20 protein-coding genes and 1 tRNA gene are annotated in these 17,148 nt (G+C 65.9%); 19 read left to right on the forward strand and 2 right to left on the reverse strand.

Annotated elements, in window-relative coordinates; translation table 11 throughout:
* Positions 1-42 precede the first annotated feature (42 nt).
* The 12 genes from J2X50_RS17535 (at position 43) to J2X50_RS17590 (ending at position 11,818) form a co-directional block, all read left to right on the forward strand.
* Positions 43-486: a hypothetical protein gene (locus J2X50_RS17535; protein WP_429096840.1), complete on the forward strand. Its 444-nt coding sequence runs from the start codon at positions 43-45 to the stop codon at positions 484-486.
* A gap of 64 nt (positions 487-550) precedes the next feature.
* A complete protein-coding gene (locus J2X50_RS17540) occupies positions 551-1,084 on the forward strand; it encodes a hypothetical protein (protein ID WP_429096841.1) in 534 nt (177 codons plus the stop codon).
* Between the two features lie 11 nt (positions 1,085-1,095).
* Positions 1,096-1,806, forward strand: a complete 711-nt coding sequence (locus tag J2X50_RS17545; RefSeq protein ID WP_429096843.1) for a hypothetical protein — start codon at positions 1,096-1,098, stop codon at positions 1,804-1,806.
* Positions 1,807-1,861: 55 nt separating this feature from the next.
* A complete protein-coding gene (locus tag J2X50_RS17550; protein ID WP_429096845.1) occupies positions 1,862-4,228 on the forward strand; it encodes a hypothetical protein in 2,367 nt (788 codons plus the stop codon).
* On the forward strand, positions 4,218-4,388 hold the full coding sequence (locus J2X50_RS17555; protein ID WP_429096846.1) for a hypothetical protein: 171 nt from the start codon (positions 4,218-4,220) through the stop codon (positions 4,386-4,388). The genes J2X50_RS17550 and J2X50_RS17555 overlap by 11 nt, the downstream gene beginning before the upstream one ends.
* On the forward strand, positions 4,385-4,876 hold the full coding sequence (locus J2X50_RS17560; RefSeq protein WP_429096847.1) for a hypothetical protein: 492 nt from the start codon (positions 4,385-4,387) through the stop codon (positions 4,874-4,876). Before J2X50_RS17555 ends, J2X50_RS17560 begins: the two co-directional genes overlap by 4 nt.
* Entirely contained in the window at positions 4,854-5,315 is a 462-nt protein-coding gene (locus J2X50_RS17565; protein WP_429096848.1) for an N-acetyltransferase family protein, read from the forward strand. Before J2X50_RS17560 ends, J2X50_RS17565 begins: the two co-directional genes overlap by 23 nt.
* Positions 5,302-5,919, forward strand: coding sequence for a hypothetical protein (locus J2X50_RS17570; protein WP_429096849.1), 618 nt, complete (start codon positions 5,302-5,304; stop codon positions 5,917-5,919). The genes J2X50_RS17565 and J2X50_RS17570 overlap by 14 nt, the downstream gene beginning before the upstream one ends.
* A 1-nt stretch (position 5,920) precedes the next feature.
* The gene (locus J2X50_RS17575; RefSeq protein ID WP_429096850.1) at positions 5,921-6,682 is read left to right on the forward strand and encodes a hypothetical protein; all 762 of its coding nucleotides are present in this window, start codon (positions 5,921-5,923) and stop codon (positions 6,680-6,682) included.
* A 3-nt stretch (positions 6,683-6,685) separates the two neighbouring features.
* On the forward strand, positions 6,686-8,230 hold the full coding sequence (locus J2X50_RS17580; protein ID WP_429096852.1) for a hypothetical protein: 1,545 nt from the start codon (positions 6,686-6,688) through the stop codon (positions 8,228-8,230).
* Positions 8,230-11,148 (forward strand): hypothetical protein, encoded by a 2,919-nt coding sequence (locus J2X50_RS17585; protein WP_429096854.1) that lies wholly within the window; start codon positions 8,230-8,232, stop codon positions 11,146-11,148. The genes J2X50_RS17580 and J2X50_RS17585 overlap by 1 nt, the downstream gene beginning before the upstream one ends.
* The gene (locus tag J2X50_RS17590) at positions 11,138-11,818 is read left to right on the forward strand and encodes a M15 family metallopeptidase (RefSeq protein WP_429096855.1); all 681 of its coding nucleotides are present in this window, start codon (positions 11,138-11,140) and stop codon (positions 11,816-11,818) included. Before J2X50_RS17585 ends, J2X50_RS17590 begins: the two co-directional genes overlap by 11 nt.
* Here the strand turns inward: J2X50_RS17590 and J2X50_RS17595 are convergent.
* Together J2X50_RS17595 and J2X50_RS17600 are read right to left on the reverse strand one after the other, a co-directional pair.
* The gene (locus tag J2X50_RS17595) at positions 11,809-11,952 is read right to left on the reverse strand and encodes a hypothetical protein (RefSeq protein ID WP_429096856.1); all 144 of its coding nucleotides are present in this window, start codon (positions 11,950-11,952) and stop codon (positions 11,809-11,811) included. The genes J2X50_RS17590 and J2X50_RS17595 overlap by 10 nt on opposite strands.
* Before the next feature lie 161 nt (positions 11,953-12,113).
* A tRNA-Thr gene (locus J2X50_RS17600) sits at positions 12,114-12,188 on the reverse strand.
* Positions 12,189-12,346: 158 nt separating this feature from the next.
* On the opposite strand from J2X50_RS17600, the gene J2X50_RS17605 reads away from it, so the two are divergent.
* The 7 genes from J2X50_RS17605 to infA all read left to right on the forward strand — a co-directional run bounded on the left by J2X50_RS17605 (position 12,347) and on the right by infA (position 17,143).
* On the forward strand, positions 12,347-12,535 hold the full coding sequence (locus tag J2X50_RS17605) for a hypothetical protein (RefSeq protein WP_429096858.1): 189 nt from the start codon (positions 12,347-12,349) through the stop codon (positions 12,533-12,535).
* A 130-nt stretch (positions 12,536-12,665) separates the two neighbouring features.
* Positions 12,666-13,955, forward strand: coding sequence for a UDP-N-acetylglucosamine 1-carboxyvinyltransferase (murA, locus tag J2X50_RS17610; protein WP_429096860.1), 1,290 nt, complete (start codon positions 12,666-12,668; stop codon positions 13,953-13,955).
* Between the two features lie 187 nt (positions 13,956-14,142).
* Complete coding sequence (locus tag J2X50_RS17615) at positions 14,143-14,577, forward strand: DUF2948 family protein (RefSeq protein WP_429096862.1); 435 nt, start codon at positions 14,143-14,145, stop codon at positions 14,575-14,577.
* 12 nt (positions 14,578-14,589) lie between these two features.
* A complete protein-coding gene (gene hisD, locus J2X50_RS17620; RefSeq protein ID WP_429096864.1) occupies positions 14,590-15,882 on the forward strand; it encodes a histidinol dehydrogenase in 1,293 nt (430 codons plus the stop codon).
* Positions 15,883-15,888: 6 nt separating this feature from the next.
* Positions 15,889-16,374 (forward strand): UPF0262 family protein, encoded by a 486-nt coding sequence (locus tag J2X50_RS17625; RefSeq protein WP_340036340.1) that lies wholly within the window; start codon positions 15,889-15,891, stop codon positions 16,372-16,374.
* Positions 16,375-16,377: 3 nt separating this feature from the next.
* Positions 16,378-16,836: a low molecular weight phosphatase family protein gene (locus J2X50_RS17630; protein ID WP_429096865.1), complete on the forward strand. Its 459-nt coding sequence runs from the start codon at positions 16,378-16,380 to the stop codon at positions 16,834-16,836.
* 88 nt (positions 16,837-16,924) lie between these two features.
* On the forward strand, positions 16,925-17,143 hold the full coding sequence (infA, locus tag J2X50_RS17635; RefSeq protein ID WP_019172992.1) for a translation initiation factor IF-1: 219 nt from the start codon (positions 16,925-16,927) through the stop codon (positions 17,141-17,143).
* The last annotated feature ends 5 nt before the right edge of the window (positions 17,144-17,148 follow it).

A 17,148-nucleotide genomic window follows, 5' to 3' on the forward strand; every position in this document is an offset into this window, starting at 1 on the left:
CAGCGCCCCGTTTCCCCATCAACAGGCATTCGGAGAACTCAAATGTCGATTGTAACTGCTGAACTCACGCTAGGAGCGGCCGTCGCGTCGCCCGCTGGCACTTTCACTGCCGCGTATCCGTCCGGCTACGCGCAGGCGAACTTCACCGGCATCAACGCGTCGGCCACCGCGTACATGATTGTCAACGGCAACGACCGCTACGAAGAGGCGGACGACGAGTTCGACATCTCTTACGGCGCGTCGGACGTCACCGTCACCAACAAGACGGGCGGTACCCTGGCGGCCGGGACCTCGATCCTGCTCGGCCTTGCGCGCCTCGTCACCGTCGAAGAACTGGTCGCGCTCACCGACAGCTCGGGCGGCAACGCGTCCAACACCATTGTCGACGTGCCCGCCGCCTACACCGAAGCCACGCTTGCCAATCAGCTCGCGTCGCTCACCGCCAAGGTCAACCAGATCATCACGGCGATTAAAGACCGTCTCTGACGTCTTTCTCGACTGAGCGGGGCTGCGGCCCCGCTTTTCCTCTCAACCATTCGAGGTCAGTTCCATGCAGCTTGCCAGCATCCTTCTCGCCATCGGTGGCGATACCGGCAATACCGTTCCGAAATACGACGTGACGCCCGCCGAGGTGGCCGTTCTCCGCGTGATCCACGGCGACGATGCCGTGACCGAAATCGAACCGATCAGCGAAGTCGCGCGCACTTCGCGCGCCGAGCGCCAGCGTCTCATCGAAATCTACGCTTCTGTCCAGCCCGACGGGTCGCGCCGGTCGCGTGCGGTCGACATGCTTTTCCCTGGCGTCGCGGCGCGCGTTTTCGAGAGCTTCGACGAGATCGACGACCTCGACGAGAGCTTCTTCAAGGCGGAGACGCGCGTCGGCGCCAGGAAGGCCGCTCCCGACCAGGACGTCGCCAAGGCCTCCGCCAAACCGCGAGCCACCCGCAAGTCGAAGCAGGCCGAAGAACCGGCCGCCGCGCAGGGCGATGCCGAAACCACGGCCAGCACCGATGATGTCGGCGAAGACGACGGTATCGGCGACATCAACGATGGCGTCGGCGGCGACGAGAGCGTCTTCGAGTAAGGAGCCACCACATGGCCCGCGGGACCACCCTGGTCAAATTGCTGGACGACTTGCGGGCCGAAACTCGCGTGTCGCTGAACCCTGCGCATAACGCGCAGGCGCGCGACACGCAGATCAAGCTGCTCCAGCGCGTCCAGGAATGGCTGTGGGATGATTTCGACTGGCCGATCCTGCGCGTCGAGCGCATCGTGCCGCTTCTAGCCGGCCAGCGCTACTACGACACGCCCGCCGATCTCGACATCGACCGGATCACCAAAATGGAGGTCCGGCACGATCAGGTCTACTGCGCGCTGAAAGCCGGCATCGACGCCGAACACTACGCGGCCTACGACAGCGATCTCGGCGAGCGGCAATGGCCGCCGCAGCGGTGGAAGATCACCGAAAACGAGCAGGTCGAAATCTGGCCGATCCCCGACACGAACGCCGATCCGCTCACGTTGGAAGGCAATCTGAAGATCACGGGCATCCGCAAGCTGAAGCCGCTCGTTGCCGACGGCGATCGAGCGGACCTGGATGACAGACTGATCGTGCTCTACGCAGCCGCCGAGTACCTGGCCGCCAAGGGCGCCGACGACGCCAAGCTGAAGCTGGACCAGGCGAACAAGCGCTACGGCAAGCTGCGCGGCCAGCAAACCCCACGCAAGAAGTTCTCCCTCTTCGGCATTGGTCAGCCTTCGCGCATCGAGCGCGTGCCGATCGCCGTCTACAACAAGACGAGCTGACGCCGTGGGGACGATTTGGGTTCGCGAGTTCACAGGCGGCCTTGATACCCGCAGAATGCCCGAAACGACGCCGGGCAGCGCGCTCATGGTCGCGAGCAACGGCCACGTCACACGCGGCGGCGAGTTCGAGAAGCGGCCGGCTTTCGTTCCGGAATATACGCTCCCGGCCGGAACGGTCGGCATGTGGTATGACCGCAACAGCATTGTTGTCTTTGGGCACGCTGCGACGCCGGCAGGCATGCCGACTGGCGTAGCGTATCAACGCCTTCAGCATCCGGACAACGTGACGGCCCTAGTCCGCGTTCATTCCGCTGATCTATACGCCGGGAAAATCTATGCCGTTGGCGAGTTTGCGGACGGCAGTATCCATCACTTCTACGACGGCGTGCGCATCGAGGACTGGTATGACGGTCGCGCTCGCGCGGCGTTCATCGTGACTGGCGGCACGTCCTCTCCGCTTTCCGCGATGACCAACATCAAGGTCAACGGCGTGTCCATCATCGCTGCGGCGGTGAACTGGACCGGTGACAGCCAGTCCATGGCAGCGGCCATCGCAGCGGCGATCAACAGCCACACGTCGACACCCGACTATTCGGCGACCGCTGTCGGCGCCCAGGTCAACATATCGGCCGTTACCGAGGGTGACGGCTCCAACGGCTACGCGGTCGATTTCACGTTGTCGAACGGACTGACCGTGTCGCCGTCAGCGGGCCTGGCGCTTAACAACGGCAGTTCGGAGCTCGGCGAGAAGGCGAGCGGGTCGTTCAAGGTCGGCTACGGCATCAGCGGCAATTCCAAGGCGACCGGCTCCTACACGCATAGCGGCAACACGTCGTCGAACTCGAGCATCATGGTCGCGATCAACGGCGTGAACCTGATGTCTGCGGCAGTGACGTTCACGGCCGCAACTTCGCCGACTGACGCCGCCTCCGCGGTTGCGACCGCGATCAACAACCACAATTCAGTCCCGAATTACACGGCAACCGCCTCTGCCGGCACCGTGACGATCAAGACCTCCGACGACACGGCCGCCGTGAACGGCCTGTCTCCGACGTTTACGAAAACGGGCACCGTCCCGACCGGCGCGGTAAATCCCATGGCCGGCGGCTCTGCAGGAACGGCCGGCACCGTTCTTCCGAAGCTGAACGGCGTCAATCTGACCGCCGCTGCCGTTACTTGGGCGACGAGCGAGACCTCGACGGCGGCGGCCATCGCAGCGGCGATCAACAGTCACACCTCGACGCCCGACTATACCGCTACGTCGTTGGGCGCCGTGGTGACGGTTACGACGGTCGACAGGACCAGCGCAGTGAACGGCATGTCGATGACGTTCACGATCACGGCAGTGCTTCCGATCACCGAAAACAAGCCGATGAGCGGTGGCGGCCTGGACAATCTCTTCCAGCCGGGCCTGTTCGTGAAGACCATTGGGTCGAAGATGAACTCGGTGTCGGGGCCGAACTTCCATTTTTCCGGCATCAAGGCTCCGACGAAATGGACGACGGACGCAGTCGGCGCCGGCTTCATCGACATGTCCACGGAAGCGTCCGGTTCGGAGACGCTGGTCGCCTTGGCGAAGTATCAGCAGCAGATCGCGATCTTCGCCGAGCGGGTCACGCAGATCTGGTATGTTGACCCGGATCCCGCGCTGAACCGCCAGACGCAGGTGCTCAACAATACGGGTACGCTGAGCCCGCGCAGCGTCACGCAGTTCGGCGACAACGACATCTTCTACCTGGACGAAAGCGGCCTTCGCTCGCTGCGTGCCCGCGACAGTTCGAACGCCGCGTCAACGACCGATATCGGCGTGCCTGTCGATACCCTCGTGATCGACAAGCTCAGCCAGATATCGGTCGACGACCGGCGCGACATCATCGGTATCATCGAGCCTCGAGACGGCCGCTTCTGGCTCGCGATCAAGGACGTCATTTTCGTCTTTTCGTTCTTCAATGGCGCGCAGGTCAGCGCGTGGTCGACCTACACGCCGAGCGTCATAGTGGCCGGCGCTCCGGTCGTGTTCGACGTCGAGGACATGGCGGTCTTCCGCCGACGCGTCTACATCCGATCCGGCAACACGATCTACGTGTTCGGCGGATTGGCCGACGAGCAGGTTTTTGACGCAACTGTCGCCGAGGCGTGGACGCCCTACCTGGACGCGGACGATCCGACGCGCACGAAGACCTTCACCGGCGTCGACGCGGCCCTCACCGGGGATTGGTCGATCGCCGCGGCCTTTGCTCCTACTGACACGGTGGCCGAAGACGCCGTCGCGGTCCTGACGGAAACGTCCTTCGGACACGACGCCGTGTCGTCGATCGGTGAAAGCACGCACGTCAGCCTGCGCTTCCGCACCACGGGCGCCGGCCCGGCGAAGCTAAGCGCGGCCGTGATCCACTACCAGGGCGATAAGGATGAAGACTGAGCCGTCCCCCGAGGTCAAAGCGATCCTCGCCGAGTTCGTCAAAAAGCAGCGCGCCAAATATGGCCCGGACTGGAAAGAAAAACTGGCGGCCGAAATGGCGGAAAAGGCCGCTCCGGTAGTTACGGCCTTGCTCGCTCTCAGAGACAGGGCCAAGAAATGAGGATTGATCCGGCCTCGCGCGATGACGTGCGGACGGTCGCGTTGGCGATGCGCGGCCGGGATTTCGCCGAATTCTCGGCTGTCTCCTTCGCCGACACCCGCGAGCAACTGGCCGACGCACTGGCCGAACGTTACGGCGACCGCCACGATGTGATGTGCGGCTTCCACAAGGGCTCGCCGGCGTGCATCGGCGGCACGATCCTGGCGCGGCCGAACGTTGCAACGTTGCTCTTCTTCGCGACCGACGAGTTTCCGCGCATCGGGTTACCGACGACAAGGTTCATCAAGAAGCAGCTTTTCCCCCGGCTCGTGGACGCCGGCGTGCATCGCATCGAGGCCGTGTCCATGGAAGGGCACGTCGAGACGCACGCCTGGCTGCGGACGCTCGGCCTCGAGCCCGAAACAGGGCCGATGCACGGCTACGGCCGGCGCGGCGAGGCTTTTATTCAATTCGCGTGGGTGCAGGATGTTCGTTCGGCTCGGCCTTGAAGAAGACATCGATGCCGTGACCGAAATGGCGCGGATGAACATCGAAGAAACGCGACCCGGCCTGACGTTCAACGAGTTCAAGTGCCGAGAGACGTACTACAGCTATCTGGACAATGCGAGCCCGACCATATTCGTTGTCGAAGACAAGCGCGAGGTGATCGGGTTCCTGCTGGCCGAGATGTACGACTACCGAGCGGCCGATGGACTTTTCACGACACAGGAAGTATTGTTCGTTCGACCCGATAAGCGCGGCACTCGGGCAGCCGTAATCCTGATGAAGCATCTCGTGGCCTGGAGCGAACAGCTCGGCGCCAAAGAGATCATCGGGGGCAACGATAACGAGTTCAACTCAGAGCGCACCGCCAAATTCCTCGAGCACTTCGGATTTGAGCGCGTCGGCTTCTCGATGAGACGGGTTACGGCACATGGGCGGCGGTAAAGGTGGCGGCGGCGAAGCCAAAGCTGCGCGCAAGGACGAAAAGGCGCGCCAGGAACGCATCCGGCAGGGTACGAAGCGGATCGGTTCCATTTTCGACGACAACTTCGGCGGTGACTATTTCGCGGGGCGCAAACAGGCGTATCTCGACTACGCCTCGCCGCAGCTCGAGGATCAGTACGGAAGGGCGCAGAAAGAGCTGACATTCGCGTTGACGCGCGCCGGCCTGCTGGACAGCTCCGTTCGCGGCGAAAAGACGGGCGAGCTCCAGCAGAAATACGACCTGAACAAGCAGCAGATCGCCGATGAGGCGCTGTCGTACGAGGCGCAGTCGCGAACGGCCGTCGAGGATGCACGGTCGAACCTGGTCGCCACCCTGAACGCTACGGGCGATGCCGAGGGCGCGGCCAGTTCCGCGCTCGCCCGTTCCGCGGCGCTCTCGAAGCCGGCCGCGTTCAGCCCGCTCTCGCAGCTCTTCGCCGACTTCACGGCGGGCCTTGGCACGCAGGCGGCGTTGGAAAAGGCGAACTACTATTCCGGAGGCCAGACAGGCGTCCGCTACAACACCGGCCTGTTCGCGCCCAAGAACGCGGTGAAGGTGACGTAAGATGTGCGATCCGCTCACCATCGCCGGCGTCGCCCTTACCGGCCTGTCGACCGGCATCAACTACGCCGCCCAAGCCAAGGTTCAGCGCGCTCGCGACGACGCCATGGCGGCCGAACGCATCCGCCAGAACCAGCTTGACCAGGAGGCACAGGCCCTCAACGTCCAGTCGCAGGACCGCTACCAGGATTTTCAGGGTCAGCAGGACGAGCGGTCGGGTCAGTTGGGTCAGTTTTTCACCGGACAGGAAGTGGCCGAACCCACGGCAGCCGAGGCCCTGCCCGCTTCCGGGTCGAACATCACGGTTCGCGAGGAAGCGAAGCAGCGTGGACAGGCGCGCGAGTTCACCGACAAGACCGGCACCGCCCTCGGCGAACTCCGCTCGTTCGGGGATCTGCTCGGCGAGATCGGCCGCGCCCAGGCGCAGGACGCCAGCCTCGTCGGCCAGATCGGCGGTTTCAAGCGCGGCTCGTCGAACGTGTTGCCGCTCGAGCTGGATGAAGCAAACCGCAAGGGCGACAGCCTGAAGCTGTTCGGCGATCTGGCAGGCGGCTTCGGCGGTTTGGCGCTCAATGCGGGACTGTCCGGCGGCGGCATGTTCGGGGGCGGTGCGAAGACAGCCAACGTTGCGCCAAAGGTCAGTCCGTCGACGTATGGCGCGCCCGGAAGCCGCGCGCTTGGCGCCGCGCTGGATCGCGCCAGCGTGCCGGGGTACGCCGGCTATGGCACCCCGAAGTCGTCCTTCTACTCGTTCTACGGGCCGTAACCCATGCCGATTGCATCAAATCGCCACTACAACGACCCGGCACTCGGTCAGGCGTTCAACAATCTGGCGCAGATGTTCGCTCCGCCGAGCGGCTCCGACTTGGCCGGCTATGCGACGGCGAAGGCGAAGCGCGAAGAGGCCACGCGGCTGGCGGAGCTTTTCGACTACGCGCGCGATCCGGCATTCCAGCAGCAGATTTTCGACCGCCTCGGCCAAGCGACGGGCACCTGGACGCCGTCGACAGGCTACTACGGGGTCGACGTTAACGCGCGGACCTCGCGCTCCAACAACGCCGCGGACAATGCGCGCGCCTTGCAGACGAACGCCGCCGACAATGCGCGCGCGCTCGAGCAGACGCGGCTCCAGAACACCAAAGACATCACGACCAAGATGCTGGACCCGGTCGCCGCCGGCGCGACGCGTTTCGTGCCGTCGACGATCGCCGGCATGTACGACGTGCCGGAGCGGCAGATCGGCGTCATCTCCGCAAACCCCGGCGAGCGCATCGTCACCCCCGACGGTCGTACGATCGAGGGCGCCACCAAGCCGATGTCCGAAACGGAATGGCAGGCAACGCAGGCTGAACGCCTCCTTCAGTCCGGCGCGCTCACCGATCAGATGCTCGCCGATGCAATTGTCGGCGAGCGGGCGCCCGTGAAGGCCGTTGGCCCGGACGGCAAGACGCCCGTCTTCATGACGCCCGGCGAAGCCGCCCGCACGGCAGCGCAGCCCTTCGTGGAGGCCGGCTCGCAGGCCAAACCGGCCAACGCCGTGGCGCTCATGCCGGATGGGAAGACGCGCGTGCCGGCCGTACAGGATCCGGACGGACGATGGGTTCACGCTCAAACGCGACAGCCCCTTCCGGAAAGCATCCAGATTTTCGACTTGCCGAAAGCGACGGGCACTGCGGCGGACGTCGGCCTCGCCCCGACAACGGCCAACGAGACGCAGGCCAACAACCAGGAAGCCGAGGTGACGCGCGCGCTCAACCTGCTCGATATCTACGAGCAGATGGTGCAGGACAACCCCGGATCGATCGGCCTCGCCGGCCTCATCCGCGGCACCGCGCAGAACGCAGCCGCCACAGCGGCCGATCTGGCGACGTCGTTCGGAAAGTCCGCGCCGCAGATGGCAGAGGCCGCCGAAGAGCTCAAACGCGGGCTCCAGGGTGTCGCGCCGGAATTCTTCACGTCGGCCATTCCCGAGATTGAGTTCCTTCAGGGCACGCTGGCCTATTCGCTGGCTCGAACCGAAAATCCGAGCGGAGAGGTCAGCCGTCAGGCTTTCGAACGCGCGCTCGAGCGCGTCAAGGGTGGCGGGCTGCTGGCGAACAGGCAAAGCGCGCTCGCGGCGATTGGCGCGAACCGGAAGGTGCTCCAGACGCAGCTCGACGGCATCCGAACGCTCCGCGCGCCCGGCACCGGCCGCACGGACACCGGCTTCCGCGGTGAGCCCACGCCGCCGGCACCTCCCGCACCGCCCGCCCCGAACGGCGGCGCCGAGCGGTGGGAACGCGGCCCTGACGGTCGACTGCGAAAGGTCCAGTAATGGCGCGCATTATCGAGTTCGAAGGCCGGCAGATCGAGGTTCCGGACGACGCCACGGACGCCGAGGTCGAGGAAATTCTGACCGGACAGGCTCCACAGGTCGCCCCGGCCGCATCGGTCGCGCTGAAGGCGCCCTCCCTGGTCGACACGGTCATGTCGGGCGCGGATTACCTCGACGACACGGCGGCCATTGGCTTGACCGGCGCACGCAAGGGTGTCTCGGCGGTGCTCGGCTTGCCCGTCGACATCGTCAACAACGCGCCGCGCGTGCTCAACGCGCTGCCTGGCGTCGATGGCGTGGGTCCGATCAGCGACACGCCCTTCATGGGCTCCGACTTCATCGACGCCATTTTCGGCGCGCCGGCGGACGCAGGGGCCGCCGCTTTTAACGCTGGCGCGGAAGCGCTCGGCTCGGATAACCGAATGGCGGGCGCGGAAGGCCCGCAGCCGCAGGACGTCGCCCAGCGCTTTGTCGGTCGTATCGGCCAGGAGGTCGGCGCAGCCGCCGTGCCAGTGGGCGCCGGGCTCTCGCTGGGCGCTCGCGGCGTTCAGGCGGCGCGCGAACTGCCTTGGATCGCCATGATGTTCGCCGAGCCCGCCGCAATCAACCCCGGTCGCTTCGCCGGCCGTGAAGCGGCGGCCGCCGTCGGCGCGGGCACGGGCGGCGCCGCCGCGAACGAAATCGTCGACAAGAACACGGCCGGCGGTCAGATCGCCGATCTCGTTGGCGCCATCACGGGCGCCGGCCTTACCGGGCTCGGCCGCACGCTCGCAGGCGGCGTAAAGCAGACGTTCGACGCTGTGCGCCAGAACCCGAACTATGTCGACCAGGTCGTCAAGGACGCCGTCGTCGATCGGCTCGGCAAAGCCGCCAACCTGCCGGGCTCGGAAACGGCCGGCGGCACTTTCGACACGGATCCGCTCGTGGGTGAGATCCTGCGCGGATCCGACACGCGCCCGTCGGAGGTCATTCCCGGCTACCAGGAAAGCCTTGCCGATCGCACCGGCAACGCGGGGCTGGCCGCGCTCGAATACGGTCGCCAGCAGGGGCCGAATTCTGGCATGTTCACGCAGCGGCGTTCCGCGAACACGGAGGCGGTCGACAGCGCCATGTCGCAGCTCGAGCCGCAGGCGACGCCCGGCGCGCTCCGCGACGAACTCGACCTTGAGCGCACGCGCCGGCTAACCGACGCTGGCGTTGCCCGGCAGATGGCCGAGGATGATGTCGCGGCGGCCGTGATGGGCCTCCAGCCGCAGTCCACGCCCGCGCAGCGCGGCAACACCGTGCGTACCGCGCTGGAAGACGCCCGCGACGTCGCTCGCCAGCGCACCGAGGACGCCTACGCGGCGGCCAATATTGCGGGCAAGCAGGTCGACCCCGCTCCGCTGACGGAGAGCCTGGACAACGCGCTTGCGGGCCTGACGGAGGTAGAGCGCGGCCTTGTGCCGCAGGGCGTCATCGACCGCGTCGCCGCGCTCGGGCGGCCCGCCGAAGCGAGCGGCCATGGGCACGGCGGTAACGCGGTGACATTCCTTGACGCCTACGGCGTTCCGATCCAGCGCCCGCCGGCACCGCCGCAGGCTGTCGATCTGAAGCAGGCCACCGACCTAAAATCGGAGCTGCTGCGCCTCCAGCGCGCCGCCGCAGCCGATCCGCGCGCCGAGCGCGGTGGGCGCAATGCTGCGCGCGTCCTCGGCCAGATGGCCGATACGGTGGACGGCTTCATCAGCCGCAACCTGACGCCGGATGAAGCGGCCGCCTTGGACACGGCCCGAGGCGCGAGGTTCGAAGAGGCGCAGGCATTCGGCCGGCAGGGCGATCCTGTCGCGGCGGCTCTGGCGCGCAACGAGGGCGGCGTACCCAAGATGCGGGACGACCTCGTCGCCGGCTCGTTCGTCAATCCGCAGGCCATGGATCGGCTCTTCGCGGAGGCCGACACGCCGGCCGTTCGCCAGGCTATCCGCGATGAAGTGTTGTCGCGTGGCGACACCTCGAGCGCGGAGCGCATCGCGCGCTTCCAGTCCGACTATGCCGAGCAGCTTCAGCGCTTCCCCGGCCTTTCGGGCGAGATTGGCCGCGCCGCCCGCGCCCGCACGGCAGAGGCCGGCGCTACGGCCAGCGAACAGGCGCTCCAGCGCGATCTCGGCACCGACACGCAGCCGGGTCGCGGGACCGTCGGCCGCTACCTGCAATACAGCGACGCCAATTCCGAAAAGGCGATCAGCGAGGTTCTGTCCGCCAAGGATCCTGGCAAGGCCGCCGACGAGATGCTGACCTTCATCAACGACAAGCCGCAGGCCGTCGAAGGCGCCCGTGCGGCGTTCTGGAAGAAGCTGCGCAGCGAAAGCCAGAGCGTCGATGCGACGCAGCGATCCATGGGCGGCAAGCGTGCGTGGCGCGGCGACTGGCTGAAGGGCTGGCTCGACAACCCGGGCACGGCCGCCGTGGCGGAGCGGCTGTATCGCGACAATCCGGAGCATCTGGAGCGCGTGCGCGCCATCGCCAATGTGCTCGACAACGCCGATCTGCGCGTCCGGGGCAAGGCCACCGGGTCGTCCGGCACGACGCAGGGCATCTCGAACATCATGACGCCGGAAACGCTCCAGAGCCGTGGCTACGCCTACATGCGGGGCCAGATCAGCGGCACCTATCTGGCAACGTCGATTGCCGCTGTCATGGCGCGGCGCGCGGTGCGCGGCGCGCGCACCGAGGCCATCGAACGCGTCACCGACAAGGCGCTTCTGGACAGCGATTTCGCGGCGGCCTTGCTCAAGGAGAACAACCCGGCGAACCGGGCGATCCTGGCGCGAGGCGCGCGCGGCTGGCTCGGCAACGAGGCCTCGACCTTCGTCAATCTTCTGAACGAAAGCGACGACGAGACCGAGAACAAGGTCATGGAGGGCGCCAATGGCCGGTGAGTTCGACTTTTCGCGCTTCGCCGTCGGCGGCGCGCAGCGAGCGGACAGCTTCTCGGGCATGCAGCCGGCGTTCCGATCGGCGCTGGCGCAGATGTTCCAGGCCGCGCCGCCGGAGATCCAGCAGAACCTCCGTTTCTCGTCGGGCTTCCGTTCGCCGCAGCGCCAGGCGGAGCTTTGGCAGGGCGCTCTCGCCAAATACGGTTCGCCCGAAGCGGCCCGCAAGTGGGTCGCCCCTCCCGGCCGTTCGCAACACGGCCACGGCAACGCGGCCGACGTGAAGTATCTGGCGCCGGCCGCTCTGAAGTGGGCGCACGCCAACGCCGCTCAGTTCGGCCTGTCTTTCCCGCTCTCAAACGAAAACTGGCACATCGAGCTTGCCGGTGCGCGCGGGCAAAAACACGGGGCTCCAGCCTCCGCCGCGCAGATGATGGCTCAGGGCCGGCCCTCGCTTGCCCAAAGCTTCGTTGAGCCGCAGGCGGCTCCCGGCGGTCTCGGCGCGGTAATACCGGGTGCGGAAGGTGCGGGAACGTCTCCGAATTTCGGAGCCCTGGCGTCGATGTTCGCGCAGCAACAGGCCGACAGGCGGCGGCAGCGCGAAGAGGAAGCCGCGGCTGAGCAGGTCCGCCGCGAAGCCCTATTGGGCGGCTCGCTCGCCAACCTCTACGGCTGAAGCGATCCGATAAACCACAGAGCGGCCACTGCGAAAGCAGCGATCGTTATCACCGAGAAAAACTTCGACACATTTGCGTCGAAGCGAGCGAAGCTGGCATCGCGTTCGCGCTGAATTTTCTCACTCTGCCACATGACTTTCTCCGCGGTCGGACAGCTTGTCCCCTATTCTCCACAAAAATTGCCGTTTGAGAAGCGCGCCAGGAGTGCGCAAAATAGTGCCCAAACGCGTGTATGATGGGCAGTAGGCCGATTGTCCGGCGGGGCGCAAGGTATTGAAAAATAAGGGAGAAAAATGGTGCTGCCAGAGAGGATTGAACTCTCGACCTCTCCCTTACCAAGGGAGTGCTCTACCACTGAGCTACGGCAGCATCCGTGGACGCGGCGGCTTGTGCCACATGATTCCCGGGAGCGCAAGTTATGAGTTGCACCAAATCGGCTATCATTTTCCACAGGCCCCCTTATGCCACAATACTGGCCATTTCCATTGCCAAGCCGATATGAACGAACGACAAGCGGGGACCACCACATGTCGTCGACGAAGAAAACGCCCCAGAGCGACGCCGACCGGCGCAAGGCGCGGCTTGCGGCCGAGCTGCGTGCCAACCTGATGAAGCGCAAGGCGCAGGCACGCTCGCGGCGGACGGGCGAGGCCGATACGAGACCGGAGGGCCTGGCCGCCGCCGGTGACGACGAGGAGAAACCCGAGAAGGCCTGACCGGCGACGGCGGGCGCTTGGCGCAGAGGACGGCGAAGCCCTGATTCTTGAACCGGGTGGCGCTATGGTCTAGACGGCGGCAAGAAAATTTCTCGCCAGCACCGGGCAATCCCCGGAGAAACGACGGTTTATGGATCGCATCAGAATTGTCGGCGGCAACGAGCTGACCGGAAACATCCCGATCTCGGGCGCGAAGAACGCAGCCCTTCCCCTGATGATCGCCTCGCTGCTCACCGACGATACGCTGACCCTCGACAACGTGCCGCACCTGGCCGACGTCGAGCAGCTGATCCGCATCCTCGGCAACCACGGCGTCGACTATGCCGTCAACGGCCGCCGCGAGCGCCAGAGCGAAGGCTACTCGCGCACCATCAGCTTCACCGCGCGCAACATCGTCGACACCACCGCACCTTATGAGCTCGTCTCCAAGATGCGCGCCAGCTTCTGGGTCATCGGCCCGCTGCTCGCCCGCATGGGCGAGGCCAAGGTGTCGCTGCCGGGCGGCTGCGCCATCGGCACCCGCCCCGTCGACCTGTTCATCGAGGGCCTGCAGGCACTCGGCGCCGACATCGACGTCGACAACGGCTACGTCGTCGCCAAGGCCAGGAACCGGCTCACCGGCAACCGCTACGTCTTCCCCAAGATCTCCGTCGGCGCCACCCATGTGCTGATGATGGCGGCGACGCTTGCCCGCGGCGAGACGGTGCTCGAAAACGCCGCCCGCGAGCCCGAGGTGGTCAACCTCGCCGAGTGCCTCAACGCCATGGGCGCGAAGATCACCGGCGCCGGCACCTCGACGATCACCATCGAAGGCGTCGATTCTTTGTCGGGCGCGCGCCATCGCGTCATCCCCGACCGCATCGAGACCGGCACCTACGCCATGGCGGTGGCCATGACCGGCGGCGACGTGATCCTCGAAGGCGCACGCGCCGACCTGCTGCAGGGCGCGCTCGACGTGATCGCCCGCACCGGTGCCGAGATCACCGAGACCAATTCCGGCATCCGCGTCATGCGCAACGGCTCCGGCATCTCGCCGGTCGACGTCGTCACCGCGCCCTTTCCGGGCTTCCCGACAGACCTGCAGGCACAGTTCATGGGCCTGATGACGATGGCGAAGGGCAGGGCCAAGATCACCGAGACGATCTTCGAGAACCGCTTCATGCACGTGCAGGAGCTTGCGCGGCTCGGCGCCCACATCACCTTGTCGGGCCAGACGGCGATCGTCGAGGGTGTTTCCAAGCTCAAGGGCGCGCCCGTGATGGCGACCGACCTGCGCGCCTCGGTGTCGCTGGTCATCGCCGGCCTCGCCGCCGAGGGCGAGACGATGGTCAACCGCGTCTACCATCTCGACCGCGGCTTCGAGCGGCTCGAAGAGAAGCTGTCGCGCTGCGGCGCGATCATCGAGCGCATCAGCGGCTGAGCAGGATAGGCAATAGGGGAGTAGGGCAGTAGGGCAATATCCGAAAAAACGCTGCCCAGTCCCCTGTTGCCTTACTCCCCTACTCCCTTACTGCCCTACTCCCCTCCGGCCCGGTTGCGCGCTGCGTCAAGACCGCCTAACAAGACGGGAAGCATATAGAGTTTCCCGCGCAGGCAGCCGACCCAAGATGACCCAGCTCAAGCTAGTCGCCCTCGACGAACAGGATCTGGAGATCGTCTCGGCGCATGTGCAGGACGCCGTGGTCAAGGTCGGCGACCTCGAATACCGGGCCTCGGCCAAGCGTTTCGCTTTGGAGATGAACCGCTTCGCCTGGGAGACGAGGACGGGCCTGCTGCGCCCCAGATATGAGCGGCGCCGTTCGATCCTGCATTTCGACCGGGTGCTCTCGGCCAAGCTGCACGGCGTGTCGCGCGACAAGAAGGACGAGGTGCTGGAACTGCTCGCCATCCGCTTCGCGCCGGCCCAGGAGCCGGTAGGCACCATCGAGCTCACCTTCGCAGGCGGGGCTGCGATCCGGCTCGCAGTGGAATGCATCGAGGCGCGGCTGACCGACACCGGCGCTGCCTGGCAGGCCTCCTCCCGCCCCAATCACAATACCTGAGCATTTGCGACCATGGCCATCACGCTTCGCCACTCCGACGCAGACTTCGAGAAGCGGTTCGCGCAGTTCCTGACCACCAAGCGCGAAGTATCGCCCGACGTCGAGGCGACGGTGCGCGCCATCATCGACGACGTGCGCAGTCGCGGCGACGCAGCGCTCATCGACTACTCGAAGAAATTCGACCGGGCCGATCTCGCCTCGCTCGGCATCGCCGTCACCCGCACCGACGTCGAGCAGGCCTATGAGGACGCCGCCCCCGAGACGGTGGAAGCGCTCCGCTTCGCCCGCGACCGCATCCGCTCGCACCATGAGCGCCAGATGCCCAGGGACGACCGCTACACCGACGCCGTCGGCGTCGAGCTCGGCTCGCGCTGGACGGCGATCGAGGCGGTCGGCCTCTACGTGCCCGGCGGCACGGCGAGCTATCCGAGTTCGGTGCTGATGAATGCCGTGCCAGCCAAGGTCGCCGGGGTCGAGCGCATCGTCATCGTCGTGCCCGCCTCGGGCGGTACCATCAACCCGCTGGTGCTGGTCGCGGCCGACCTCGCCGGCGTGTCCGAGATCTACCGCGTCGGCGGGGCGCAGGCGATCGCAGCACTCGCCTACGGCACCGAGACGATCCACCCGGTCGCCAAGATCGTCGGTCCCGGCAACGCCTATGTGGCGGCCGCCAAGCGGCAGGTGTTCGGCACCGTCGGCATCGACATGATCGCCGGCCCGTCGGAAGTGCTCGTCGTCGCCGATAGCGACAACGACCCCGACTGGATCGCCGCCGACCTGCTCGCCCAGGCCGAGCACGACGTCTCGGCGCAGTCGATCCTGATCACCGACGATGCCGAATTCGGCAAGGCCGTGGAAGCAGCCGTCGCGCGCCAGATCAAGCAGCTGCCGCGCGGCGAGACCGCCGCCGCCAGCTGGCGCGATTTCGGCGCCGTCATCCTGGTCGGGGACTTCGACGCCGCCATCCCGCTCATCGACCGCATCGCGGCCGAACATCTCGAACTCGCCGTCGCCGATCCCGAGGCGCTGCTGCCGCGCATCCGCAACGCTGGCGCCATCTTCGTCGGCCGGCACACGCCTGAGGTCATCGGCGACTATGTCGGCGGCTCCAACCACGTGCTGCCGACGGCGCGCTCGGCGCGCTTTTCGTCGGGGCTGTCGGTGCTCGAATTCGTCAAGCGCAGCTCGATCCTCAAGCTCGGCCCGGACCAGTTGAGGGCGCTCGCGCCGGCGGCGATCGCACTCGCCAGGGCCGAAGGGCTCGACGCGCATGCGCGCTCCGTCGCCATCAGATTGAACATGTAGGCGGCGATGTCCGACAAGGGCCACGCACGCTCCCGCCTCGTCGACGTCGAGCTCGACGAATCGATCGGCCGCTCGACGCCGGACGTCGAGCATGAACGCGCCGTCGCCATCTTCGACCTGATCGAGGAAAACAGCTTCCACCCGATCAACGACGACGGCCACGGCCCCTACAGGCTGAAGCTGTCGCTCGCCGATTCGCGCCTGGTCTTCGCCATCTCGCGCGAACACGGCGATCCGGTGGTCACCCACATCCTGTCGCTGACGCCGTTCCGGCGGATCGTGAAGGACTACTTCATGATCTGCGAGAGCTACTACGAGGCGATCCGTTCGTCGACGCCGAGCCAGATCGAGGCGATCGACATGGGCCGACGCGGGCTGCACAACGAAGGCTCGCAGACGCTGCTCGACCGCCTCGCAGGCAAGATCGAGATCGATTTCGACACCGCCCGGCGCCTGTTCACGCTGATCTGCGTACTGCATTGGCGCGGATGACGCATGGCGGACGACGCTAAACGCCCGCGCTCCGTACTGTTCATGTGCCGCATGAATTCGGTCCGCTCGCCGATGGCCGAGGCGATCGCCAGGCACGGGCTGTCGCCGTCGATCTTCGTGGCGTCGGCCGGCGTCCGCGCCGGCGAGCGCGATCCCTTCGTCGACGCCGTGCTCGCCGAGCAGGACATGCGCCTCGCCGGCCATCAGCCGCGCACGATCGGCGATCTCGAGGACGACTATTTCGACCTGATCGTGACGCTTGCCCCGGAAGCGCACCATGCCGCCCTCGAGTTCACGCGCTCGATGGCGGTGGACGTCGAGTACTGGCCCACCCCCGACCCGACCGTAGTCACCGGCAGCCGTGACCAGATCATGTCGGCCTACCGCGACGTGCGCGAGCGGCTGAAGGCCAAGATGGCCGAAAGATTTGTAGTGGGAACGCCGGAAATGGACGCCGATTAAGCGTGTTCACAAAGCGCCGATTATCATATAGGTTCCGCGCAAATTCCGGCCGGGGCGCCGGCAATGCCACCCAAACCAAAGGTATCTAATGCCGAAGGAAGAAGTCCTCGAGTTTCCGGGCACCGTGACGGAATTGTTGCCGAACGCGATGTTCCGGGTCAAGCTCGAAAACGAACACGAAATCATCGCCCACACCGCCGGGCGCATGCGCAAGAATCGCATCCGCGTGCTGACCGGCGACAAGGTCCTCGTAGAAATGACGCCCTACGACCTGACCAAGGGCCGCATCACCTACCGCTTCAAGTAAGTCCG

Source organism: Aminobacter sp. BE322 (genome assembly GCF_050433525.1).
Taxonomy (GTDB): Bacteria; Pseudomonadota; Alphaproteobacteria; order Rhizobiales; family Rhizobiaceae; genus Aminobacter.